Raw genomic sequence first — 23,090 nt, 5'->3', positions numbered from 1 at the left:
CCGAACTTACCAAATAGTTTACACTAACTAAAGCACCGGCTATCGGAGCAAAAGCGGTCGAAACCGGTCGACGGACATCGTGTGTCAGAGGCCGGAAATGTGTTCGTCCCCTCGCGGGAACGGGAGCGCGGCCGACGGTCGCGGACCGACCGCCGACCGCGGCGGTCGTCGCATCCGATCTGGCTGCGGCGGGCGTTCACTCATACGTCGCCACCTCCGCGTCGAGCGCGTCGGCCGCCGACGCGAGCGACTCGCGACGCTCGCGGAGCGCCGTCGCGTCCGCGTCGATACCCGCGGTCGCCGCCGTCAGCTCCTCGGCGACCGCCTCCGGTGCGGGGCCGCCGGCGGAGTCGCGGCTCGCGACGCTCTCGGTCGGGTCGAGCACGCGTTCGACCGCCTCGCGGGACACGCGTTCGAAGAGGGACTCCCCCAGCACGCCTCGTGCGGCCTCGTCAACTTTTGCGGCGGCCGTCGCGGGATCGTCGCCGTCCTCGACCGCGGGCGCGGCGCTCGCGACGATCTCGTGGGCGGTGCGGAACGGGAGCCCCGCCATCGCGAGCAGGTCAGCGACGCCCGTCGCCGTCGAAAAGCCTTCTCCGGCGGCCGTCGCGAGCGCGTCCTCGTCCCAGTCGGCGGTCGCGACCGCGCCCGCGGCGATCTCCGTCGCCTCGCGCACGTCGTCCGCGATCTCGAAGACGCTCGCGTGTGCGCGCTGGAGGTCGCGGTTGTAGGCGCGCGGGAGCCCCTTCAGCAGGCTCAGGGTGCCGGTCGCCTCGCCGACCGCGTCGCCCGCGACGCCGCGGGTCAGCTCCAGCGTGTCGGGGTTCTTCTTCTGGGGCATGATCGAGGAAGTGGAGGCGTACGCGTCCGCCAGCTCGACGACCCCCTTGTTCGAGAAGACGATCAGGTCCTCCGCGAGCCCCGACAGCGTCGTCGCGAGCGTCGCGAGCGCGGTCGCCGACTCCGCGAGGAAGTCGCGCGCTGAGGCGGCGTCCATCGAGTTGCGGACCGTCCCGTCGAACCCGAGCAGCTCGGCGGTCCGGTCGCGGTCGACGTCGAAGGGCGTCCCCGCGAACGCCGCGCCGCCGAGCGGGGACCGGTTGACCCGGTCGTACGCGTCGAGCAGGCGCGCGGTGTCCCGGGAGAGCCCGCCCTCGTACGACAGTAGGTAGTGTCCGACCGTCGTCGGCTGGGCCGGCTGGAGGTGCGTGTACCCCGGCATCAGCGTCTCCGCGTGCGCCTCCGCGGTCTCGACGAGCGCCTCCCGAGCGGTGACGGTCGCCTCGACGGCCGCGAGCAGGTCCTCGCGCAGCCGGTACCGGATACAGGTCGCGACCTCGTCGTTCCGCGAGCGGGCGGTGTGCATCCGCCCGCCGTCGGGGCCGATCCGGTCGATGACGGCCGTCTCTATCGCCTCGTGGACGTCCTCCCCGTCGGAGAGCGCGCCGTGGCCCGCCGCCTCCACGCCGTCGAGCGCGCTCAGGATCTCGCTCGCGACCGCGCTATCGACGATCCCCTGCTCCGCCAGCATGACCACGTGCGCGCGGTCGACCGCGAGGTCCGCCTCGAAGATGGCCGCGTCGGCCGCGAGGCTCGACAGGAACTCGCGGGCGGGACCGCTGCTGAAGCGATCGCCGCGGACGGCCGTGCCGGGGTCGTCGTCTGTCATTTAGCTGTGGTCGGTCTCGTCCGTCGCTCCCGAGCCGTCCGTGGCCAACTCCGGCTTCGAGACGTTCGCCTTCACGTCGTTGGCGAGGCGCTCCTGAAGCCCGTGGTACTTCGCGACGCCCGTCGCGTCGGACTGGGCGATGCCGGCGACGTCCTCGGTGTTGAACGAGGCCATCTCCTCGGAGTAGACGGCGTACTCGGAGTCGCGGGCGACGACGCGGCAGTTGCCGCCGGAGACCTTCACGGTGGCCGTCCCCGTCACCACGTCCTGCGTCTCGTCGATGAACGCGTTCAGCGCGTCGACGACGGGGGCGAAGACGAGGCCCTGGTACGCCTTCTCGGACCACTCCTGTTCGATCCCCTTCTTGAACGAGCGCTCGTTCTTCGTGAGCACGAGGTCTTCGAGGGCCTGATGGGCCGTCAGCAGGACCGTCGCCGCCGGGTGCTCGTAGTTCTCGCGCACCTTCAGCCCGAGCATGCGGTCCTCCATCACGTCCGTGCGACCGATGCCGTAGCCGCCGGCGTACTCGTTGAGGTGTTGGATGAGCGGTACGGGGTCCATCGCCTCGCCGTCGACGGCGACGGGGATCCCCTCCTCGAAGGTCACCTCGATGGTGGTCTCGCCTTCCGGCTCGGCGGTCCACTCGTAGATGTCCTCCGGCGGCTCGTAGTCCGGGTTCTCCAGCTTGCCGCCCTCGACCGCGCGCGACCAGATGTTCTCGTCGATGGACCAGACGCCGCCGTCGCCGGCCTCGACGGGCAGGTCCTTCTCGGCGGCGTAGTCGATCTCCCACTCGCGGGTGAGCCCGAGTTCGCGGACGGGCGCGATCACTTCGAGGTCGGAGCCGCGCCAGACGGCCTCGAACCGGAGCTGGTCGTTGCCCTTGCCCGTACAGCCGTGGGCGATGGCGTCACAGCCCTGCTCCTCGGCGACGCCCAGGATGGCCTCGGCGATGACCGGGCGCGCTAAGGCGGTCCCGAGCGGGTAGCCCTGATAGCTGGCGTTCGACTTCACCGCGTCGAAACACAGGTCGGCGAACTCGTCTTTCGCGTCGACGACGTGGATGTCGAGTCCCAGCGCCTCGGCGGTCTCCTCGGCCTCGTCGAACTCCTCGGTCGGCTGCCCGACGTCGACGTTGACGCCGATGACCTCGTCGTAGCCGTACTCCTCTTTCAGCAGCGGCACGCAGACCGTGGTGTCGAGTCCCCCGCTGAACGCGAGTGCAACGCTTGTCATTACCAGAGTACACCCGGCCTATGCCCTTAAATTCAGCGGTTTCAAATTTGTAAGAAAATGGCGGGGCAGTCGCTCGCGACGATCGGAGTCGAGACTCTCGGAGACAAAACGGCGCGAACGCGACGAGGGATGGAAGTTATTGGCCCGAAGGGGCCCGTCGTCGCGCCGCGCCGGAAGCCGGTCGCGGCGGTCGGACGTCTCGTCGCGGTCGCAGGGCTCGTCGGCCTCGGAAAAGGACGGCGTCGAGACGAGCCACTGCGGTCATCACCTGTACGTACCCGATCTCCGATATAAAAACGTTCCGTAACTCCACGGTGAACGCGTGCGACTGCGATTGCGACTGGGAGCACGTGGCGCCGGTCGGCGATGCGGATACGCATAACTGTGATCGGGATGTCGCCGTCTACCGATTATAAGTAGATAACCGCGGATCGACGGACGGCCCGTCCAAAGCCCTAGCCGCTCGTTGATACATAGTCGAGTGCGGGCCGACGGACAACTCCTCTAAAGCCCCAGCCGCGAGGCGGGCGCACACTCGTTGCGCGCTTCAGTCGCTCGCGTTGCTCTCTTTCCAGTGCTTACGTCGTCTGCGCCCGCCTCGCGGCTGCCCCTTCGAGTCCCACCCCGCACAGCACCGCACCGCACAGCACCGCACCGCACAGCGCCTCACGCCTCCCCAGCCTCGCGGTTCGCGCTCTCCGAGCGCTCACCGCGTCCCTCGCGCGCGCCGCTCGCGGCCGCTGAAGGCGGCCGCTCTCAGGCACGCGCCACTTTGTAAGCGCAGCCGTCGCTGCGACGCTCGTGGTTAACTACCGAACCGACGACGGCAGTCTCGAACACCCGCTCTCGCTGTCGGTCAGAGCGCTTCTCGGTACGCCTCCAGCGTCTCTTCGACGTCCTCCTCCGTGTGCGCGTAGGAGGTGAACTGACACTCGTACTGGTTCGCGGTGAGGAACACGCCCCGGTCTTTCATCTCCTGCCAGAACACGCGCTCCCAGCGGTCGGTCGCGGCGGCGGCGACGTCGGCACCGGTCTTCGGGCAGGCGTCGTAGCGGGCGCAGTCCGGGTCCTGCCGGCAGCCGCCCGCACAGCAGGCGTCGACGTCGTCGGGCGCGTCGCGGGTGAATATCGTCTTGAACATCGAGTCGGTGCCGACGACGGTGTACTCGGGCGCGCGCTCCGCGCAGATCTCCGCGATCCCCTCGCGGAGCTTCCGGCCGAGCCGGTTGACGTGTTCGTACACGTCGTTTTCGGCCGCGTACTCCAGCCCGGCCTTCCCCGCGGCCATCGTCACCGGGTGCCCCGAGAAGGTGCCCGACTGGAACACCTCGCCCGCCGGGGTGAACCCCTCGATGATCTCGGCTTTCCCGCCGATGGCACCGACCGGGAACCCGCCGCCGATGATCTTGCCGAACGTCGTCACGTCGGGGGTGACCCCGAACTTCGACTGCGCGCAGCCGAGCCCGCCGACCCGGAAGCCGGTGATCACTTCGTCGAAGATCAGAAGCGACCCGTGGTCGTCACAGAGGTCCCGGAGCGTCTCGTGGTAGCCGTCGATCGGCATCACGATCCCCATGTTGGCCAAGATCGGCTCGACGAGGACGGCGGCGATGTCGTCGCCGTGCTCCGCGAACACCTCCTTGGCGGCCTGCGGGTCGTTGAACGGGATCGGGAGCGTGTGCCGAGCGAACTCCTCCGGAATTCCCTTCGTCGAGGGATGCGGGTCCTCCGGGCTCCCCTCCACGAGCGTCGACTCCTGCGCGCCGTGGTAGCCGCCCCGCATCACGACGATCTTGTCGCGGTCGGTGTGCCCCCGCGCGAGCCGCACGGCCGAGACCGTCGCCTCCGTGCCGGAGTTGACGAACCGGATCGACTCCACGCTCGGGACGTGTCGCGCCACGAACTCGGCGTGTTCGACCTCGATCTCCGTCGGCGCGCCGTACATCGGCCCCTCCGCGACGTGCGACTGGACCGCCGCCTCGACCGGGTCGGGCAGGTCGTGGCCGTACAGCAGCGGCCCGTACCCCATCACCCAGTCGACGTAGCGGTTGCCGTCAGCGTCGATCACGTGGCCGCCGTCGCCGCGCTCGATAAAGAACGGGTGCGGCATCGTCGCCCGGACCGAGGAGTTGACCCCGCCCGGCATGACCGACAGCGCGCGGTCGTACAGCCCGCGCGAACGCTCGTGGTTCATACCGATCGGTTGGGTCGGCGGGCTGAAAGTAGTTGCCGAACCGGCCGCGCCGCGGCCGGTCCGTGAGAAACAGCGGTGGTCGTCCGCGCTACGCGCCTACACCGCCCCCGCGCCGGTCTCGCCGGTGCGGACCTGGAGCGCGTCCTCGACCGGGATGATGAACACCTTCCCGTCGCCGGGTTCGCCGGTCTTCGAGGCGTCCGCGATCGCCTCCGCGACCTCGTCGGCCGGGATGTCGGCGACGACGACGTCGACTTTCACCTTCTGGTGGAGGTCGACGGTGAACTCCTCGCCGCGCCACTGGCCCTTCTTCGCGGGCTGGCTGCCGCGACCCGAGACGTTCGTCACGGTGAGCGAGGGCGCGTTGATCTCCGCGAGCGCCTGCTTGATGGCCCCGAGCTTGTCCGGGCGGACGACCGCGGTGACCATCTTGATCTGCGAGCCGGACTCCACGCCGCCGTCGGCGCGCGGGGAGTCGTCAGTGGTGTCGACGACATCCGGGCCGCCGTCGGTCGCGACGCGGTCGCCGCCGAACTCGGGGTAGGTCTCGACGCCGTGTTCGGAGATGTCGAGGCCCTCCTGCTCGTGTTCCGGGGTGACGCGCGCTTCACCGCTCAGCTTGAGCGCGTACCAGACCGCGGCGGTCGCGGTGAGCGTCCAGCCGCCGATGATGACGACGCCGACCAGCTGGGCGACGAAGTGTGCGCCGATGCCCGCGCTGAGCTCGCCCGGCGCGGCGACGAAGGGGAAGAGGAGCGTCCCCAGGACGCCCGCGCTGCCGTGGACCGGGAACACCGCGCAGACGTCGTCGATCTTGAGCGTATCGGAGACGAACTCGAAGACGATCGGGAGCTGTGCGCCGGCGAGGCCACCGACGATCAGCGCGCCCCACCACGCGGTGGTGTCCGGGATCGCGGTGATGCCGACCAGCCCCGCGAGGAGGCCGTTCGCGACGTAGAGGGTGTCGACCTTGCCGGTCTTCAGCCAGACGACGGTGGCGGCGCCGATCCCGCCGGCCGCCATCGCGATGGTCGTCCCCATCGCGACCAGGTTGAGCGTCAGCGTGTTGAACACGCCGCCGCTGACCACCGAGGCCGTCCCGACGTTGAAGCCGTACCAGCCGAAGGCGAGGACGAGCGTCCCCAGCACGGCGAAGGTCAGCGAGTGGCCGGGAATGACGTTCGTCGAGCCGTCCTTGGCGTAGCGGTCCATCCGTGGACCGAGGACTGCCGCGGCCGTGAGGCCCGCGATACCGCCCATGCCGTGGACGATCATGCCGCCGGCGAAGTCGTGGAACGCGGTCCCGGTCAACTGGGCGACGAGGCCGTCACCGGAGGCCGACCAGGTGAACGCGATGACCATCGGGTAGATGACCGCGGCGAGGAGGAACGTGTACGTGACGTACGCGCGGAGCTTCGCGCGACCGGCGACCGCGCCGGAGACGATCGTCGCGGCGGTCATCGCGAACACCGCGCCGTAGAGCCAGTTGACGTACGGACCGATCGCGCCGGCCTCGACCGCTAGTTCGCCGCCGGAGAACAGCGAGCCCGCCGCGGAGGCGATCCCCGGCGAGCCGTTCACGAGGCTCGTGAACGCCGTTCCGATCAGGAAGAACACCGTCACGCCGATACTCCACGTGAGGAGGTTCTTCGTCAGCTGGTTGGCGACGTTCTTCGAGCGGACCTGCCCGGCTTCGAGCATCGCGAAGCCGGCGTGCATGAAGAAGATGAGGAACGTCACGACTAGGATCCACGTCCCGTTCATCGCGGACGCGAACGTGCTCGGGTCGATCGTGGCGAGTACGTCGGCCGTCACGCTCCGACCACCTCTACTGAACGCTCGTCCGATTCAAACTGCGTTTCGCTCGTGTTCATGTGCTGAATCACGTTTCGACTCGGGGGAACGACTATACATAAACGTTAGAGTTGAGTTTCACAAGAAATCAGCTTGATAATACGGTGGCTGTTCGATATAATGACGTGACCATGGAATATAAGGACGTTTCCTCTGGGATTTCGCGGCAATTGCTGCGCTCGAACCCAACGACTGTTGTGTAAGATATCCGTCTGTTTCAGCGCGATCTGCGATCAAAACCCCTCTCACGACCGTGCGCGGCCGCTTCTGGCGAGTATTGCCACCCTGCTGTCTCGCGATATTACTGCGAACGGCCCGCTACCCGCGATTTCGGGAGTTTCGGGCCGCCTCGATAGAAATTGACGTTCGTCAACCCGTTTCCGGATCGACTGGCCGTTTCAGTTAGTCGACGGCGCGACGCCGCCGTCGAAGTCGACCGACACCGCAGAAAACCGCTTACTCCGGCTTCAGGCCTTCGTTCTGGACGCGCATCACGGCCTCGCCGTCGGCGAGGTTCGGCGCGTCGACGAGGCGGACGATCCGCTTGTCCCCCTTCGACTTCCGGAGGTACATCCGGAACGTGGACGCGTGTCCCAAGATGTTGCCGCCGATCGCCTGCGTCGGGTCGCCGAAGTACGAGTCCGGGTTCGACGCGACCTGATTGGTGACGAGGATGGCGGTGTTGAACAGGTCGCCGATCCGCATCAGGTCGTGAAGGTGCTTGTTGAGCTTCTGTTGGCGGTCGGCGAGCTCGCCCCGGCCGACGTACTCGGCGCGGAAGTGCGCGGTGAGCGAGTCGACGCAGACGATCCGGATCGGCCACTCGCTTTCCTCGTGTTCGCCGGCGAGCTCCTTCGCCTTCTCGGCGAGCAGGATCTGGTGGTTGGAGTTGAACGCCTTCGCGACGTGGATCTGGTCTAAGAACGCCTCGACGAGCTCCTCCATCGCCTCCTCGTCAGAGGGCGTGCCCTCGATCTCGCGGCGCTCCATCTCGTCCGCGAGGATCTCGTCGTCGAGGCCGCGGACCATGTCGTCGATCCGCTCGGGGCGGAACGTGTCCTCGGAGTCGACGAAGATACAGCCGCCGTCGAGGCCGCCGTGTTCCGGCGGTAGCTGGACGTTGACGGCCATCTGGTGGGTAACCTGCGACTTCCCGGAGCCGAACTCACCGTACACCTCGGTGATCGACTGCGTCTCGATACCGCCGCCGAGCAGCTCGTCGACCTCGTCGATCTGCCACGACAGCTTCCCGATCTCCTCGCGGCGTTCGAGCACGGTCGCGCCAGTCTCGAAGCCGCCGACGTCGGCGGCGTCGCGGGCGGCGTTGATGATGTCCGCGGCGGACGACTCGCCGATGTCGGCCGTGTTCGACATCTCGCCGGGGCTCGCGACCGCGATCGACTGGTAGCTCTCGAATCCGTTGTCAACGAGCTTGTCCGCGGTCGCCGGGCCGACGCCGGGGAGGTCCTCGAGTTCGTCTTCAGGCATGTACGGATCGCTTGTTCGCCATCCCGTATAAAGGCTGGTTTACACCCTAGTGAAAGTGAAAATCGGCCGGCGACAGCGCTCGGTCGTGGTTCGTCATCGTTCGTAAGCGTTCGCCGGGCCGGCGCGATTGATCGACGGGTGAAACTGATCGATGCGTTCGTGACCGAGCCTTTCGCACCCGATTTCTCGCCGCTGGCGACCGGCGGTCTCGTTCGCACGGACTCGTCGGTCGGGAAGTCAAAACCCCACGCGTCGGACGTAGTCGAGGTCGCGGATCTCCACGAGCAGGTCGCCCCGCAGGTCCGCGTCGGTGATCACGTACAGCTTCGGATCGTCGGTGAACTCCGGGTCCTCGCTCAGCACCTGCCGGATCGAGACGCCGTGGTCGGCCAGGATACCGGTCACCTCAGCGACGATGCCGGCCTCGTCGGCGGCCGCGACCTCGATCGTCAGCACCGTCAGGTCCAAGACGGGAGCCAGGTCCATCAGGCTCGGCACCGACGAGATGTTGGTGAAGATGCGTTTCAGTTCGGGGTCCTCGAGGATCGCGTCGGTCGTCGAGTCGACGACGCGCCGGTCGACGTCGAGTTCGCGCGCGATCCCGGTGTAGGGGATCTCGATCCCGCCGGAGACGACCCGTCCCTCCTCGTTGACGGAGAAGCCGCGCTCTAAGAACAGTCGGATGACGGCCTGTTGGCTCGGTGACCCCTCGAACTTCTCGAGGATCTCGTCGAACATGCTCTCATCGATGGTCGCCGGGGGGATTAAAAAGCGGGGTGCCGCGCCGGCGTCGGTTCGCCGCCGCGCCGTCAGTTCGCTACCGGGGGTCAGTTCGCCACCGCGGCGTACGCGCCGCCGAGAACGATGCCGTAGACGACGTGGCCGACGAGGCTCTCGACGCCGACGTTCGGGAGCGGCGGCGCGCCCGGGAACCCGACGGCACCCAGCCAGATCGGCATCGCGATCACCGCGAGCGCGACCCAGACGAGCAGGCCGTACCCTGCGCCGACGCCGAGGCTCGCTCCGATCGACTCGCTCAGTTCGGGCCGCAGGTCCACGATCCCGGCGAAGGCGACGCCGAGGACCGCCCCGTGACCCATGTGGATCGCCCAGCCGACGGCGCCGGCGGGACCGCCGACGCCGTACATCGCCGGAATCGCCATCTCGAGGACGCCCGGCGTCAGCGCCGACATCATCGCGCCGAAGACGAGCGCTCCCGCGAGTCCGCCGACGACGCCCGCCTTCCAGTCTCCGGTTTCGGTCGATACGTCCGTCGCTGTCGCGGTTTCGGTTGCCATGCGTACACTACCCACACCCAACAACCGGTAATAACTGCCGGCAAAGTGCGTAGCGGGCGCACACTCCCGGAACGTATATACATATTGAAACTAGCTGCGGCGGCCGACGCCGCCGCCCGCGTCGCTCGACCACTTCCGCCCCGCCACCCGACTCCTTTTGCCCGGTGGCGCCGAACCCCACCCCGTGTCAGAGTCGTCGCATCTCCGGTTCTTCCCCTACGAGGAGCCGTACCCGAACCAGCGCGAGGCGATGGACAGGGTCGCCAACGCGTTAGACCGGGGACAGGACGTGCTGTTCGAGGGCGCGCCCGGGACGGGGAAGACGCTCTCCGCGCTCGTGCCCGCCTTGGAGCACGCCCGCGAGCACGACCGGACCGTCGTCATCACGACGAACGTCCACCAGCAGATGCGGCAGTTCGTCGAGGACGCCCGCGCGATCACGAGAGAGGAGCCGATCCGAGCGGTCGTGTTCAAGGGGAAGTCGTCGATGTGTCACATCGACGTGGACTACCAGGAGTGTCAGACCCTCCGTGACACCACGCGCGAGATGGTCGAGACCGAAAACGAGGTCCGCGAACTGGAGGCGCGCCAGCGCGAGCTGCTCGCCGAGAGCCGCGACGGCGACGCGGGCGCGGCCGAGGCCCGCGAGGCGATCATGGACGAGCTGGACGAGTTGGAGGCGGAGGTCGACGAGTACGAGGCCGCCAACGTCTGCGCGCACTACCGCAACAACCTCACCCGCGACACGGAGGAGTTCTTCGGGTGGCTCTTCGAGGACGTCCGGACGCCCGAGGACGTGTACGCGTACGCCGACGAGCGCGAGCTGTGCGGCTACGAGCTGCTGAAAGAGGGGATGGAGGGGGTCGACCTGGTCGTCTGTAACTACCACCACCTGCTCGATCCGAACATCCGCGAGCAGTTCTTCCGCTGGATCGACCGCGACCCCTCCGAGATAATCACCGTGTTCGACGAGGCGCACAACATCGAGGACGCCGCCCGGGATCACGCCACCCGAACCCTCACCGAGAACACCCTCGACGCCGCGCTCGACGAGCTGGCCGACAGCGACGACTCACGCGCCGAGCCCGCCGAGAACGTCCTCCGCGCCTTCCGCGACGCCCTCGTCGAGACGTACGAGGACGGGCTCGGCTTCGGCGGCGCCGAGTCGGTGACGGAGAACTGGGAGGACGTGTCCATCGCCAACGACGACCGCCGCGACGACCTCACGCTGGCGTTCCTCCGCAACTACGAGGGACGCGGGATCGACACCGAGACCGAGCTCGCCGTCCAGCTCGGCCAGGCGATAGACGAGGAGTACGAGCGCCGCTACCGCGACGGGGAGGCGACGAGCCGCTCGGAGTCGCAGACGCTCGCCGCCGCCCGGTTCGTCTCGACGTGGGTCGAGGACGGCACCGAGTTCGGCCAGTACCCGGTGGTCTCGGTCCGGCGCGACGCCGGCACCGGCGAGGCCTACGGCCGCGCGGAGCTGTACACCTGCATCCCTCGAAACGTCACCAGCGAGCTGTTCGACGAGGTGGCCGCGTCGGTCCTGATGAGCGCGACGCTGCGCCCGTTCGACGTGACCGAGGACGTGCTCGGGCTGGAGGACGTCGCGTCGATGGCCTACGAGATGGGCTACCCCGAGGCGAACCGGCGCACGTTCGCCGCCGACGTGCCGCCGCTTTTCGCCTCCGAGCGCAACGACCCCGAGACGCAGGACGCGGTGGCGTCGCTGCTCCGCGACGCGATCCGATTCACGCCGGGCAACACGCTCGCCTTCTTCCCGTCGTACGCGGAAGCCGAGCGCTACCACGAACGGCTCGCGGGGACCGGTGGCGCGGGAGCGTCGCCGACCGGCGGCGACCCCGACCTCGGCCCGATCCACCTCGACGGTCCGGGGACCGACGAGGAGCGACTCCGCAGCGAGTTCGTCGACGCCGACGACGCCGCGCTGTTCACCTCGTTGTGGGGAACGCTCGCCGAGGGGGTGAGCTTCGACGGCGACGACGCCCGCACGGTGGTCGTGGTGGGCGTGCCGTACCCGCACCTCTCGGACCGCACCGAGGCGGTCCAGGACGCGTACGACCGCGCGTTCGCCGACCGCGACAGCGCCCGCGACCCGGGGTGGCTCTACGCGGTCGAGATCCCGACGATCCGCAAGACCCGGCAGGCGCTGGGTCGCGTAATCCGCGGTCCGGAGGACTTCGGCGTCCGGATCCTCGCCGACCGGCGCTACACGACCGCAGACATGGGGAAGTACTCGGTCCGCTCCGCCTTCCCGCCCGAGGAGCGGGCGGAACTGCTCGACATCGACCCCGCGAAGCTGAAGTTCGCGATGCTGAACTTCTATCAGGACCACGACGCGTACGACGGGCCGCCCCCGTCGCCGTGAGAGGGGGGCGAGGGCTTCGCTCGGTGGGTCTATCCCGGCATCGACGCGAGGAGGATCGAGGCCAAAAGCAGGACCCCGACGAGCAGCGTCGTGACCACGCCGTGGATCAACGTCATCGCGGCCACGACCCGCCGCGGCTGCTCGTAGCTCCACCAGAACATCGTCCCGTCGACGAGGAGCGCCGCGAGGAGGATGAGCGCGCCGGGGGCGTCGAACGCGTTCCCGACGACGCTGATCACCGCCGGGAGCGGGCCGACGTAGAGGGCACGGCGCGGGTCGGCGTCACCGAGGACGTTCCGGGCAGCGATGTGCGCGGTCAGAGAGAGGAACAGCGCCAACAGGACGGTCGTCCCGAGCACGGAGACCGGCGTCACCGTCTGTAAGAGCATAGCGACCCTACGAGGTGAAGGGTAAAAGTGGTCGCGGAACGCCGCCGTCGGTCGGGCGCTCGGGTCGCCGCGGCGGACCGGTCCGGGCTCGCTGCGGCCGAACAGTCCGAGCCAGATTCAGCCGAGCAGTCCGAGCCCGTTCAGCTCCTCGACGATCACGTCGACCGCGGCCTCGGCGTCGGCCGGGCTGGTGCCGCCGGTGACGACGACCTTCCCGCTGCCGAACAGGAGGGCGACGACCTCCGGCTCGTCGAGCCGGTAGACGAGCCCCGGGAACTGCTCCGGCTCGTACTCGATGTGTTCCAACCCGAGGCCGATCGCGATCGCGTTCAGGTTCAGGCTCTCGCTGAGGTCGGCCGAGGTGACGATGTTCTGGACCGTGACCTCCGGGTCCTCGATCGGGATCTGGAGCGCGCGAAGCTCCTCGAAGACGATGTCGAGGCTCTCGTGGACCGCCTCGATCGAGTTCGCGCCGGTACAGACGATCTTCCCCGACCGGAAGATCAGCGCGGCCGACTTCGGGTCCGTGGTGCGGTAGACGAGGCCGGGGAACTGCTCTGGGTCGTAGTCGGCGCCCTCGAGGTCCATCGCGACGCTCTGGAGATCGAGCTCCTGTCCGATCCCCGTGGAGGCAACGACGTTCTCTACGGTGATCGTCTCCTTCGGGTCGGCCGTCATTACATCATTTCTCGCCCGAACGCCGTAAAAAGGTGATTGCTCGGAACCGCCACGCTATTCACCTCGCCGCGCGGAGCCGTCGGCGTGTACTGGCTCGAACTCGCCGGCGAGACCGACGCCTTCGCCGCCCGCGAGGCCGCGACCGCGACGACCGGCGTCGACCTCCTGGCCCCCGGGATCGCGCGCACCGGCGCGGTCGACCGGCCGCACGCCCGCCGGCTCGCGTACACCCGCGCCGCCCACGAGGCGGTCGCCCGGACCGACGCCGACGTCGACGCCGCGGCCGCCGCGCTCCGGGCCGCGCCGCTCGACCGGTCCGGGAGCGTCGCGGTCCGCGCTCGGAACGTCCGGGCGACGGCCGACGTCTCCACCGGCGACGCCGAGCGCGAACTCGGCGGCGTCCTCGTCGACCGCGGGTTCGACGTCGACCTCGACGACCCCGACCACGTCCTCCGCGCGCTCTTCTCCGCCGGACCGCGCGCCGAACACGACGCGGTGGCCGGCGCCGACGGCGGCGACGCCGACTGCTGCGCGCTCGGCTGGGTCGCGGTCGAGGCCGCCCGCGACTTCGCGCCCAAGCCGACCGACCGCCCGTTCTTCCAGCCGGGGAGCATGGCCCCGGCGGACGCGCGCGCTTACGCTAACCTCGCCGGCGCCGCTCCGGGCCGGACCCTGCTCGATCCGATGTGCGGCACCGGCGGCCTGCCGCTCGAGGCCGGGCTCGTCGGCGCCGACGCCGTCGCCTGCGACGCGCAGGCGAAGATGGTCCGCGGCGCGCGAGAGAACTTCCGCGCGTACCTGGGCGACGCCGGCACCGGCGGGGCGCCCGACTGGCACGTCGCGCGCGGCGACGCGACCGCGCTCCCCCTCGCCGACGACGCCGTCGACGGGGTCGCGTTCGACGCTCCGTACGGTCGGCAGTCGAAGATCGCGCGCCACGAGCTCGCGGACTTGGTCGCCGGCGCGCTCGACGAGGCCGCCCGGGTCGCGCCGCGCGCCGTGTTGGTCGCCGACCGCGACTGGCGCGGTCCAGCCCGCGAGGCCGGTTGGATCGTCGACGCGGCGTTCGAGCGCCGGGTTCACCGGTCGCTGACGCGCCACGTGCTGGTGTTGCGCCGCGCCGATTCCGAGGCGGTTCGGCCGGACCGAGAGTGAACGACCGATCGGCGGAATCGCCCCGAGCGAGCGCTCACGGGACAAGTTTCAGTTTCGCCCCGGCGCCGGGCAACGGTTAAGTGCGCGGCCTCTCGTGGTACTCGCATGACCGGGGACGCCGGAGACATGCTCTCGTGGGACGAGTCCGTGTTCCGCGACGAGTCGGTGTTCGAGATCGACCACGTCCCCGAGACGTTCCGCCACCGCGAGAGCCAACTGGAGAGCCTCAAGTACGCGCTCCGCCCGGCCGTCCGCGGCTCCCGCCCGCTCAACACGGTCGTCCGCGGACCGCCGGGGACGGGCAAGACCACCGCGGTGCAGAAGCTGTTCGGCGAACTCGGCGCCCGGACCGAGGTGCGGACGGTCCGCGTCAACTGTCAGGTCGACTCGACGCGCTACGCGGTGTTCTCCCGACTGTTCGAGGGCATCTTCGAGTACGAACCGCCCTCCTCCGGGATCTCCTTCAAGAAGCTGTTCGGCCAGATAACCGACCGGCTCGTCGAGGAGGACGAGGTTCTCGTCGTCGCCTTAGACGACGTGAACTACCTCTTCTACGAGAACGAGGCGTCCGACACGCTCTACTCGCTGCTGCGCGCCCACGAGGCGCACTCCGGCGCGAAGATCGGCGTGATCGTCGTCTCCTCGGACCTCGGGCTCGACGTGATCGACGACCTCGACACCCGGGTCCAGTCCGTCTTCCGGCCCGAGGAGGTGTACTTTCCCGTCTACGACGCCACGGAGATATACGACATCCTCGCCGAGCGCGCCAAGCGCGGCTTCCACGACGGCGTCATCGGCGACGGCGAGTTGGAGCGCGTCGCCGACCTCACCGCCGACAGCGGCGACCTCCGCGTCGGGATCGATCTCCTCCGCCGCGCCGGGCTCAACGCCGAGATGCGCGCCTCGAAGACGGTCTCCGAGGAGGACGTCGAGTCCGCCTACGACAAGTCGAAGCACGTCCACCTCTCGCGGTCGCTGCGCGGGCTCTCCGACTCCGAGCGCGACCTCGTCCGCGTCCTCGCCGAGCACGACGGCGAGCGGGCCGGCGCGGTGTACGACGCCTTCAACGACGAGACCGGGCTCGGCTACACCCGCTACTCGGAGATCATCAACAAGCTCGACCAGCTCGGCGTCATCGACGCGGAGTACGCGGACGTCGACGGCCGCGGGCGCTCCCGCGAACTCTCCCTCGCCTACGACGCGGAGGCCGTGGTGGACCGACTGGAGTGAGCCGGCCTTTCGGCCCGTCTCGTTCCGCTCCGTCCCCGCCCCCTTGCCCATCTCCGCTCGCCTCCTCTATCGGTCCCCGACGCCTTTTCATCGGCTCCCCACGCATCGGATTCCATGAAGACGAGCGGCGGGAGCGACGAGGCGAAGCGACGCGCCGGCGAGTCGGCGGTCGAGGCCGTGACCGACGGCGAGGTGGTCGGTCTGGGGACCGGATCGACGGCGGCACACGCGATCCGTCGGCTCGGTGACCGGATCGACGCCGGCCTCGACGCCCGCGGCGTCCCCACCTCCTTCGCGAGCCGCGAACTCGCGGTCGAGAACGGGATCCCCTGTCTCGACCTCCCCGAGGCGATCGGTCCCGACGGCCCGGGGATCGACCTCGCGGTCGACGGTGCGGATCAGGTGGCGACGGGCGAAGGTCCCGCGGACGCCGTGGCGGGCGGCGCCCTGATCAAAGGCGGCGGCGCGGCCCACGCCCGCGAGAAGCTCGTCGACGCCGCGGCCGACCGCTTCCTCGTCGTCGCCGACCCCTCGAAGGAGTCGCCGCGGCTGGACCGGTCGGTCCCGGTCGAGGTGTTACCGGCCGGGCGGACCGCCGTCGCCGAGGCGCTCCGGGAGCTCGGCGGCGAACCGACGCTGCGACGCGCGGAGCGCAAGGACGGTCCAGTGGTGACCGACAACGGGAACCTCGTGGTCGACTGCGCGTTCGGCGCGATCGACGCGCCGGCGTCGCTGGCGGCGTCGCTGGCGTCGATCCCCGGCGTCGTCGAACACGGGCTTTTCGTGGGCCTCGCCGACGAGGTCCACGTCGGCACCGAGTCCGGCGTTCGCGTCGACGCCGTCTGATCCGGTACAGCGGTACGCTCCGGCAAAAAACCGCGAGACGGCGCCGCGGCTAGTCGGTCGAGTCGTCGAAATAAAACGGACGGAAACGAGTCCGTCTTAGAGGTCGCGAGGCTGGACCGTCTTCCGGTCGTTAGCCTCGGCGCGGCGCGCGGCGTCTTCGAGCAGCTCGTCCACTTCGTCGTCCAGCGCGTCGTAGAAGTCCGAAGCGACGTTCTTGTCGTCCAGGGCTTCCTTGACGGCCGCTTTGACAATGAGGTCTGCCATGCGATCGGGCCTACCCGGTGGTGGTTAATAAGAGTTCCTGAATTCGCCCGCGAGGGGCGCCGTGACGCCGGTTCGCGGGGGGTTGCGAACACAAGGGCTTATAAATCTTGTGAGATTCGGGCCCTCGCGCCGACCCGAACGCGACCCCGAACGCGACTGGATCGGGAGACACGTCGGACGCGTGGCGGTCGCGCCCGCGGTTCGCCGCCGTCGCGCGCGGCGCGCTCCCGGACGCCGAACCGACAGCTACGACCGGCTCCGCGGTCGACGGTCGCCCATGCGAGAGACGTTAGCGGCGCTCGAAGCGGGCGACATCGGCGTCGAGGAGGCGGAGTCGCGGCTCGCGGGCTACGCGACGACCGAGGCCGGGCGGTTCGACGCCGCCCGCGAGCGACGGCGCGGGATTCCGGAGGCGATCCTCGCGGAGGGGAAGACCCCGGCGGAGGTCGCCGCGCTGGCGACGACGGCGGTCGAGACAACGGGCCGGGCCTTGGTGACGCGCGCGGACGAGGCGACCGCGTCGGCGGTCGCCGACCTCGACGCGGACGCGACGGTCGACCGCGACGACCGGACGCGGACCGTCGTCGCGCACGCCGCCGACTTCGCTCCCCCGGCGCTCGACGCGTCGGTCGCGGTCGTGGCTGCCGGCACCGCCGACGCGCCGGTCGCGGGCGAGGCGGCGGTCGTCGCCGGCGAAATCGGGGCGACGGTCGATAGGATCGACGACGTGGGCGTCGCGAACCTCGACCGGATCCTCGACCAGGCCGACCGGATACGCGGGGCCGACGCCGTCGTCGTCGCGGCGGGCCGGGAGGGCGCCCTCCCGACGGTCGTCGCCGGACTCGTCGACGTGCCCGTGATCGCTCTCCCCGTCTCGACCGGCTACGGCGTCGGCGGAGAAGGGGTCGCGGCCCTCCACGGCGCGCTTCAGTCGTGTTCCGTGCTCACGACCGTCAACGTCGACGCCGGGTTCGTCGCCGGCGCGCAGGCCGGGCTGATCGCCCGCGCGGTCGACGCGGCCCGCGCCGACTGACCGGCTCGACACACTCCCGTCGACGACCCCGATCGACCCCGACTGCGCCCCGCCGTCCCCGTCGATCTCGCGATCCGGCCGAACGACCGAATACCGGTAGCCGACGGGGTCGAGAAAGGGTATTTGTTCGTCGAGTTCGTATGGTAGTTGCCGGCGTACGTCGGCATCACATGCCACGCTGTGACCACTGCGAGTCGCACGTCTCCGACCGCTTCGCTCGCGTGTTCGCGGACGAACACGGCGCCCTGAACGCGTGCCCGAAGTGCTCCGCGAACGCGGGCATCGCCGAGGTGTCTCGCGAACGGACGCGAACCGGAGACTGATCGGTGACACGCCGATCGAAATTCGACCGACGTCGATAGCGACTGCCCCGCCTCCAACCGGGAAATTCGTGCGGTGACGGCCCGGTCAGCGAGCGCGCCAGCGACCCGACTACCGGCCGAGTTCGCGGGGCCTTTCGGCACGGAGCGTATCCGTACGCACTTGACGCTCGCGCTCGCACGGCGTCTCGTGGCCGACCACCACGTGTACGTCATCGAGTGCGCCGACGGCACCCTCTACACCGGGTACACGACCGACGTCGAGCGACGCGTCGCGGAACACGACGCCGGGGAGGGCGCGAAGTACACTCGGGGTCGAACCCCGGTGACGCTGCGACACGTCGAGTCGTTCGGCTCGAAGTCGGCGGCGATGTCGCGGGAACACGCGATCAAGTCGCTGTCCCGCGCGCAGAAGGAGCAACTGATCGACGGCGACGACGACTAGGAGGGTTGGCGACGGCGACGACCGACTCGCCGAGTCACTCGACGAGTCGCTCGATCTCCGTGACGAGGATACCGGTCGCGCCCACCGAGCGCAGCTCCGAGATGGTCTCGAAGACGTCGCGCTCGTCGACGACCGCGTGGACCGCCACCATCCCGTTGCCGTCCTCGTCGGCCTCGACGTCCATCACGGTCGGGCCGCCGAGCCCGGGGATCACGTCTTTCACCTCGTCGAGCCGGTCCTTCGGCGCGTTCATCATCAGGTAGCGGCGGCCGTCCGCGGCGAGGACGGACTCGAAGGCGGTCATCACCTGCTCGACCTTCGGGTCGTCGACGACGTCGGGGCGGGCGAACAGCCGCACCGAGGAGTCGAGCACGCCGTCGATCACCGCCAGCCGGTTCACCTTCAGCGTCGTCCCCGTCGAGGTGATGTCGACGATGGCGTCGGCCATGTCGACGTGCGGGGTCAGCTCCGTCGCGCCGGTCACAGTGACCACGTCGGCGTCGACGCCCACGCGGTCGAGGTAGTCGCGGGTGACGTTCGGGAACTCGGTGGCGATGGTTCGTCCCTCCAAGTCCTCGACGGCGGACACGTCGCCGTCCTCGGGGGCCGCGAGGACGAGCCGACAGGAGCCGTAGCCCAAATCGAGCAGGTCCACGAGGTCGTCGTCGCCCGCCGCGGCCGCGTCGTCGACGACCCCGCCCGACTCGGCGGCCTGGTCGAGGCCGGTGACGCCGAGGTCCGCGGCGCCGTCGCGGACGTACTCGGGGATGTCGGCCGCCCGCGCGAACAGCACCGTCACGTCCTCGTCGACGGTGTCGGCGTACAGCTGTCGGTCGGCGGTCTCCTCGACGTGGAGTCCCGCGCGCTCCAAGAGAGAGAGCGTCGGCTCGTGCAGGCGGCCCTTGTTGGGGACGGCGATGCGCATACGGGGAGCGTCGCGGGGATAGGGGGAAACGTTTTCGTCCGGTGGCCGGGGGTCGGACGGCCGGTTCACCCGCCGGCGGACCCGCCCTCTGGCGCGTCGCACCTCGTCTGGACCACCCCGTACCCGACGGGGAGACAGCAGACGAACGCGACCGGCCACGTCGCCAACTGTGCGGCCGGATCGGGCGAGGACACGAGGCTCCCGACGACCAGGCCGCCGAGGCCGGCGACGACGACGACGGCGGCGGCCCGCTCCGGTCGGGTGGCGGGGCGTTCTCGGGCCCGTCCGCGACGAAACCACAGGAGATAATAGAGCAGCACGACTCCCGAAAGCGGCGCGAGCACGGCCCACAGCGCCGGGTGCGCGCTCCCGTGAGCACGCGCGTCGAAGGCGACCCAGACGACGGACGCGATCCAGACGAACGCGAGGAGGGCCGCGCCGACCGCGACGGCGGGCGTGAGGGCGGGGAACACGCCCGGGCGTTCCGCCGGGTCGACTATCAGCCTTCTCCCCGTGCGGCCCGTCTAGCCGACCGGTCCGGGCGGCGAGGCCGTCCCGCGTCGACGCCTCGCTCGCCGAGTCCGGTCCGCGTCGGTCGCGCGCGCCGCGCCGCTCAAGTGCCTCGCCGCCCAACGACGCGTATCGTGAGCGACGCCGACTCCCCCCTCTCGGAGGACCGCCCGACCGTCGACCGCCCCCTCCGCGTCGACGCCCCGTTCGAGCCCGCGGGCGACCAGCCCGAGGCCATCGAGGGGTTAGTCGAGGGGTACGAGTCGGGCGCGGAAAAGCAGACGCTGCTCGGGGTGACGGGCTCCGGGAAGACGAACACCGTCTCGTGGGTCGCCGAGGAGTTAGACCAGCCGACGCTCGTACTGGCCCACAACAAGACGCTCGCGGCCCAGCTGTACGAGGAGTTCCGCGAGCTGTTCCCGGACAACGCCGTCGAGTACTTCGTCTCCTACTACGACTACTACCAGCCGGAGGCGTACGTCGAGCAGACGGACACGTTCATCGACAAGGAGATGTCGATAAACGAGGAGATCGACCGGCTGCGCCACTCCGCGACGCGCTCGCTGTTGACCCGCGACGACGTGATCGTGGTCGCCTCCGTCTCGGCCATCTACGGGCTCGGGGATCCCCAGAACTACCGCGACATGGCGCTGCGCTTGGAGGTCGGCGAGCAGATCGGCCGCGAGGAGCTGCTGACCCGGCTCGTCGACCTGAACTACGAGCGCAACGACGTGGACTTCACGCAGGGCACCTTCCGCGTCCGCGGCGACACCGTCGAAATCTACCCGATGTACGGGCGCTACGCGGTGCGCGTGGAGCTGTGGGGCGACGAGATAGACCGGATGATCAAGGTCGACCCGATGCACGGCGAGGTCGTCTCGGAGGAGCCCGCGGTCATGCTCCACCCGGCGGAACACTACTCGATCCCCGACGACAAACTGGAGCAGGCGGTCGCGGAGATCGAGGACCTGATGGAGAAGCGCGTCAGCTACTTCGAGCGACAGGGCGACCTCGTGGCCGCCCAGCGCATCGAGGAGCGCACCACCTTCGACTTAGAGATGCTGCGCGAGGCGGGCTACTGTTCCGGGATCGAGAACTACTCGGTCCACATGGACGACCGCGAGTCGGGCGACGCCCCGTACACCCTGCTCGACTACTTCCCCGACGACTTCCTCACCGTCGTCGACGAGTCCCACCAGACGATCCCCCAGATCAAAGGCCAGTACGAGGGGGACAAATCCCGGAAGGACTCGCTGGTCGAGAACGGGTTCCGGCTGCCGACCGCCTACGACAACCGGCCGCTCACCTTCGAGGAGTTCGAGGAGAAGACGGACCGCACCCTCTACGTCTCCGCGACGCCGAGCGACTACGAGCGCGAGACCTCCGACCGGATCGTCGAACAGATCGTCCGCCCGACGCACCTCGTCGACCCGAAGGTCGAGGTGACGGGCGCGACGGGACAGGTCGACGACCTTCTCGACCGCGTCGACGAGCGGATCGAGCGCGACGAGCGTGTCCTCGTCACCACGCTCACGAAGCGGATGGCCGAGGACCTGACCGAGTACCTCGAGGAGGCCGGCGTCGACGTGGCGTACATGCACGACGAGACGGACACCCTCGAACGCCACGAGATCATCCGCGACCTCCGCTTAGGCAACATCGACGTGCTCGTCGGAATTAACCTGCTGCGCGAGGGGCTCGACATCCCCGAGGTGAGCCTCGTCGCCATTCTCGACGCCGACCAGGAGGGATTCCTCCGCTCGACCACGACGCTCGTCCAGACGATGGGGCGGGCCGCGCGCAACGTCAACGGCGAGGTCGTCCTCTACGCCGACGAGGTGACCGACTCGATGCGGGAAGCGATCGACGAGACCCAGCGCCGCCGCGAGATCCAGCTCGAATACAACGAGGAACACGGCTACGAGGCGACCACCATCGACAAGCCGGTCAGCGAGACGAACCTCCCGGGATCGAAGACCGACACCTCGAACGTGAGCGTCGGCGACGTGGAGAGCGAAGACGAGGCGAAAGCGCAGATCGAGGCGCTCGAAGACCGCATGGACGAGGCCGCGAACAACCTCGAGTTCGAGCTGGCCGCCGACATCCGCGACCGGATCGCGGAGCTCCGCCGCGCGTTCGAGCTCGACGCGGGCGACCAGGGCGTTCCGGCGCCCGCGATGGACGAGTAGCGGGCCGCGGACCGCGAGCCGCTCCGATTCTCAGTCCGCGTCACTGCGACGGCGGGGTTTTTACCTCAGTGTGTCACACTCGAGGTCGTGTACCGTCGCGCGGTGGTCGCCGGGGCGTTCGCCGTCGCCACCGCCGGGTGTATCGATCGCCTCCACGACGTGGCCGCCTCCACCCCACGCGACCTCGGCGTGCGGAGCCGGTTCGTCGACGGGAATCCGTTGGTCGACGCCCAGAGCGTCCTCAACCGCCCCGAAGAGCTGCTGACCCACGCGGCCTCCTACCGGTCCGCCGCGGCGGCTCGCGGCGCACTCAAAGCGGACGCGACCGAGAGCCGGCGGTTCGTCGAGCGCACCGAGTTCGCCGACGACGGCGGCGACGCGGTCCTCGTGGTCGCACAGCGGCTCACCGCGCCGGCGGTCACGCTCCGACTCGGCGGGATCAGCCGCACGGGCGACCACTCGCTCCGGATCGCCGTCGACCAGACCGGGGTCCGCGGCGAGGTCGAGACCGACGACCCGGTCGTCAAGACGCTGCTGTTGCGGCTCTCCGACGAGCGCGGGCCGCCGAAGCGGGTGACCGTCGCCCTCGGCGGTCAACGCGCCAGCGTCACGGTGTGACGGCCGGGACCGCCGAGACCGTCCGATCCCGACTCGGTCCCGCGATCGTTTTGTGGCCGGGCCGCGTCCGACCGTCCATGTCACTCCGCAGCCGTCTCGTCGGATCGGCCCTCCTCGTCGTCGGCGTCGCCGCGTTCGGGCTGGCCGGAACGGTCGCGCCCGGCTTCGTCCCCTCGTCGTCGTCGGCCGACGGAATCGCGTTCGTCGCCCCTTCGCCCGTCTCGCTTTACGCGGCCCCCGCGCTCCTCGCGGTCGGGTCGGTCCTGGTCATCGGCGGCGCGGCCGGCGCGGGCGCCACCGACCGCTCCGCACGCGCCGCGCTGGTCGCGCCCGCGCTCGGCGCCGTCGCCGCGCTCC

Annotated in this window: 21 protein-coding genes and 1 pseudogene; 10 read left to right on the top strand and 12 right to left on the bottom strand. The window is 69.5% G+C overall.

From position 1 onward, the window contains the following. Window positions 1-196 precede the first annotated feature (196 nt). The 7 genes from argH to ABDZ89_RS09000 all read right to left on the bottom strand — a co-directional run bounded on the left by argH (window position 197) and on the right by ABDZ89_RS09000 (window position 9,739). Window positions 197-1,669 carry an argininosuccinate lyase gene (gene argH, locus ABDZ89_RS09030; RefSeq protein ID WP_343778407.1) on the bottom strand — a complete coding sequence of 491 codons (1,473 nt, stop codon included), beginning with the start codon at window positions 1,667-1,669 and terminating at the stop codon, window positions 197-199. After that, entirely contained in the window at window positions 1,670-2,905 is a 1,236-nt protein-coding gene (locus ABDZ89_RS09025) for an argininosuccinate synthase (protein ID WP_343778405.1), read from the bottom strand. It abuts the gene before it with no gap. 856 nt (window positions 2,906-3,761) lie between these two features. Further along, a complete protein-coding gene (gene hemL / locus ABDZ89_RS09020) occupies window positions 3,762-5,099 on the bottom strand; it encodes a glutamate-1-semialdehyde 2,1-aminomutase (protein ID WP_343778404.1) in 1,338 nt (445 codons plus the stop codon). 96 nt (window positions 5,100-5,195) lie between these two features. After that, window positions 5,196-6,914: an ammonium transporter gene (locus ABDZ89_RS09015; RefSeq protein WP_343778402.1), complete on the bottom strand. Its 1,719-nt coding sequence runs from the start codon at window positions 6,912-6,914 to the stop codon at window positions 5,196-5,198. A gap of 495 nt (window positions 6,915-7,409) precedes the next feature. Beyond that, window positions 7,410-8,441, bottom strand: a complete 1,032-nt coding sequence (radA, locus tag ABDZ89_RS09010) for a DNA repair and recombination protein RadA (RefSeq protein WP_343778401.1) — start codon at window positions 8,439-8,441, stop codon at window positions 7,410-7,412. A 237-nt stretch (window positions 8,442-8,678) separates the two neighbouring features. Next, window positions 8,679-9,179 carry a TrpY family transcription regulator gene (gene trpY / locus ABDZ89_RS09005; protein WP_343778399.1) on the bottom strand — a complete coding sequence of 167 codons (501 nt, stop codon included), beginning with the start codon at window positions 9,177-9,179 and terminating at the stop codon, window positions 8,679-8,681. An 89-nt stretch (window positions 9,180-9,268) separates the two neighbouring features. After that, window positions 9,269-9,739 carry a histidine kinase gene (locus tag ABDZ89_RS09000; RefSeq protein WP_343778397.1) on the bottom strand — a complete coding sequence of 157 codons (471 nt, stop codon included), beginning with the start codon at window positions 9,737-9,739 and terminating at the stop codon, window positions 9,269-9,271. Between the two features lie 184 nt (window positions 9,740-9,923). On the opposite strand from ABDZ89_RS09000, the gene ABDZ89_RS08995 reads away from it, so the two are divergent. After that, window positions 9,924-12,131: an ATP-dependent DNA helicase gene (locus ABDZ89_RS08995; protein ID WP_343778395.1), complete on the top strand. Its 2,208-nt coding sequence runs from the start codon at window positions 9,924-9,926 to the stop codon at window positions 12,129-12,131. Between the two features lie 29 nt (window positions 12,132-12,160). Here ABDZ89_RS08995 and ABDZ89_RS08990 read toward each other — a convergent pair whose 3' ends face one another. Both ABDZ89_RS08990 and ABDZ89_RS08985 read right to left on the bottom strand, forming a co-directional pair. After that, entirely contained in the window at window positions 12,161-12,520 is a 360-nt protein-coding gene (locus ABDZ89_RS08990) for a DUF7473 family protein (protein ID WP_343778394.1), read from the bottom strand. Between the two features lie 117 nt (window positions 12,521-12,637). Next, on the bottom strand, window positions 12,638-13,198 hold the full coding sequence (locus ABDZ89_RS08985) for a TATA-box-binding protein (RefSeq protein ID WP_343778393.1): 561 nt from the start codon (window positions 13,196-13,198) through the stop codon (window positions 12,638-12,640). Between the two features lie 84 nt (window positions 13,199-13,282). Here ABDZ89_RS08985 and ABDZ89_RS08980 point away from each other — a divergent pair, with 84 nt between their 5' ends. From ABDZ89_RS08980 to rpiA, 3 genes are all read left to right on the top strand, one after another. Continuing rightward, window positions 13,283-14,353 (top strand): THUMP domain-containing protein, encoded by a 1,071-nt coding sequence (locus tag ABDZ89_RS08980; RefSeq protein WP_343778392.1) that lies wholly within the window; start codon window positions 13,283-13,285, stop codon window positions 14,351-14,353. Between the two features lie 105 nt (window positions 14,354-14,458). Next, window positions 14,459-15,583, top strand: coding sequence for an ORC1-type DNA replication protein (locus tag ABDZ89_RS08975; protein ID WP_343778390.1), 1,125 nt, complete (start codon window positions 14,459-14,461; stop codon window positions 15,581-15,583). A gap of 114 nt (window positions 15,584-15,697) precedes the next feature. Then, complete coding sequence (gene rpiA, locus ABDZ89_RS08970) at window positions 15,698-16,429, top strand: ribose-5-phosphate isomerase RpiA (protein ID WP_343778388.1); 732 nt, start codon at window positions 15,698-15,700, stop codon at window positions 16,427-16,429. Between the two features lie 96 nt (window positions 16,430-16,525). Here rpiA and ABDZ89_RS08965 read toward each other — a convergent pair whose 3' ends face one another. Further along, a complete protein-coding gene (locus ABDZ89_RS08965) occupies window positions 16,526-16,693 on the bottom strand; it encodes a DUF1931 family protein (RefSeq protein WP_004047560.1) in 168 nt (55 codons plus the stop codon). 277 nt (window positions 16,694-16,970) lie between these two features. On the opposite strand from ABDZ89_RS08965, the gene larB reads away from it, so the two are divergent. From larB to ABDZ89_RS08950, 3 genes are all read left to right on the top strand, one after another. After that, window positions 16,971-17,726, top strand: a complete 756-nt coding sequence (gene larB / locus ABDZ89_RS08960) for a nickel pincer cofactor biosynthesis protein LarB (RefSeq protein WP_343778386.1) — start codon at window positions 16,971-16,973, stop codon at window positions 17,724-17,726. A 170-nt stretch (window positions 17,727-17,896) separates the two neighbouring features. Continuing rightward, on the top strand, window positions 17,897-18,049 hold the full coding sequence (locus ABDZ89_RS08955; protein ID WP_343778384.1) for a DUF7563 family protein: 153 nt from the start codon (window positions 17,897-17,899) through the stop codon (window positions 18,047-18,049). Between the two features lie 187 nt (window positions 18,050-18,236). Further along, entirely contained in the window at window positions 18,237-18,491 is a 255-nt protein-coding gene (locus tag ABDZ89_RS08950; RefSeq protein ID WP_343778382.1) for a GIY-YIG nuclease family protein, read from the top strand. 34 nt (window positions 18,492-18,525) lie between these two features. Here ABDZ89_RS08950 and hisG read toward each other — a convergent pair whose 3' ends face one another. Together hisG and ABDZ89_RS08940 are read right to left on the bottom strand one after the other, a co-directional pair. Further along, window positions 18,526-19,416, bottom strand: a complete 891-nt coding sequence (gene hisG, locus ABDZ89_RS08945) for an ATP phosphoribosyltransferase (protein WP_343778380.1) — start codon at window positions 19,414-19,416, stop codon at window positions 18,526-18,528. A gap of 65 nt (window positions 19,417-19,481) precedes the next feature. Then, window positions 19,482-19,889, bottom strand: a complete 408-nt coding sequence (locus ABDZ89_RS08940; RefSeq protein WP_343778378.1) for a hypothetical protein — start codon at window positions 19,887-19,889, stop codon at window positions 19,482-19,484. 171 nt (window positions 19,890-20,060) lie between these two features. Between ABDZ89_RS08940 and uvrB the strand changes: the two genes are divergently transcribed. The 3 genes and pseudogenes from uvrB to ABDZ89_RS08925 all read left to right on the top strand — a co-directional run. Next, entirely contained in the window at window positions 20,061-22,115 is a 2,055-nt protein-coding gene (gene uvrB / locus ABDZ89_RS08935; protein ID WP_343778376.1) for an excinuclease ABC subunit UvrB, read from the top strand. Window positions 22,116-22,202: 87 nt separating this feature from the next. After that, entirely contained in the window at window positions 22,203-22,733 is a 531-nt protein-coding gene (locus tag ABDZ89_RS08930; RefSeq protein WP_343778374.1) for a hypothetical protein, read from the top strand. A gap of 77 nt (window positions 22,734-22,810) precedes the next feature. Further along, window positions 22,811-23,090: pseudogene (locus tag ABDZ89_RS08925) on the top strand (hypothetical protein); the annotation flags it as partial.

The sequence above is a fragment of the Halorubrum ejinorense genome (genome assembly GCF_039522565.1).
Classification (GTDB): Archaea; Halobacteriota; Halobacteria; order Halobacteriales; family Haloferacaceae; genus Halorubrum; species Halorubrum ejinorense.
This window is presented reverse-complemented; position numbering and strand designations above follow the sequence as displayed.

Bases quoted from the DNA above. Each gene is read 5' to 3' on its own strand.
- argH (WP_343778407.1), bottom strand. From the start codon at position 1,669: ATGACAGACGACGACCCCGGCACGGCCGTCCGCGGCGATCGCTTCAGC.
- ABDZ89_RS09025 (WP_343778405.1), bottom strand. From the start codon at position 2,905: ATGACAAGCGTTGCACTCGCGTTCAGCGGGGGACTCGACACCACGGTC.
- hemL (WP_343778404.1), bottom strand. From the start codon at position 5,099: ATGAACCACGAGCGTTCGCGCGGGCTGTACGACCGCGCGCTGTCGGTC.
- radA (WP_343778401.1), bottom strand. From the start codon at position 8,441: ATGCCTGAAGACGAACTCGAGGACCTCCCCGGCGTCGGCCCGGCGACC.
- trpY (WP_343778399.1), bottom strand. From the start codon at position 9,179: ATGTTCGACGAGATCCTCGAGAAGTTCGAGGGGTCACCGAGCCAACAG.
- ABDZ89_RS09000 (WP_343778397.1), bottom strand. From the start codon at position 9,739: ATGGCAACCGAAACCGCGACAGCGACGGACGTATCGACCGAAACCGGA.
- ABDZ89_RS08990 (WP_343778394.1), bottom strand. From the start codon at position 12,520: ATGCTCTTACAGACGGTGACGCCGGTCTCCGTGCTCGGGACGACCGTC.
- ABDZ89_RS08985 (WP_343778393.1), bottom strand. From the start codon at position 13,198: ATGACGGCCGACCCGAAGGAGACGATCACCGTAGAGAACGTCGTTGCC.
- ABDZ89_RS08975 (WP_343778390.1), top strand. From the start codon at position 14,459: ATGACCGGGGACGCCGGAGACATGCTCTCGTGGGACGAGTCCGTGTTC.
- rpiA (WP_343778388.1), top strand. From the start codon at position 15,698: ATGAAGACGAGCGGCGGGAGCGACGAGGCGAAGCGACGCGCCGGCGAG.
- ABDZ89_RS08965 (WP_004047560.1), bottom strand. From the start codon at position 16,693: ATGGCAGACCTCATTGTCAAAGCGGCCGTCAAGGAAGCCCTGGACGAC.
- larB (WP_343778386.1), top strand. From the start codon at position 16,971: ATGCGAGAGACGTTAGCGGCGCTCGAAGCGGGCGACATCGGCGTCGAG.
- ABDZ89_RS08955 (WP_343778384.1), top strand. From the start codon at position 17,897: ATGCCACGCTGTGACCACTGCGAGTCGCACGTCTCCGACCGCTTCGCT.
- hisG (WP_343778380.1), bottom strand. From the start codon at position 19,416: ATGCGCATCGCCGTCCCCAACAAGGGCCGCCTGCACGAGCCGACGCTC.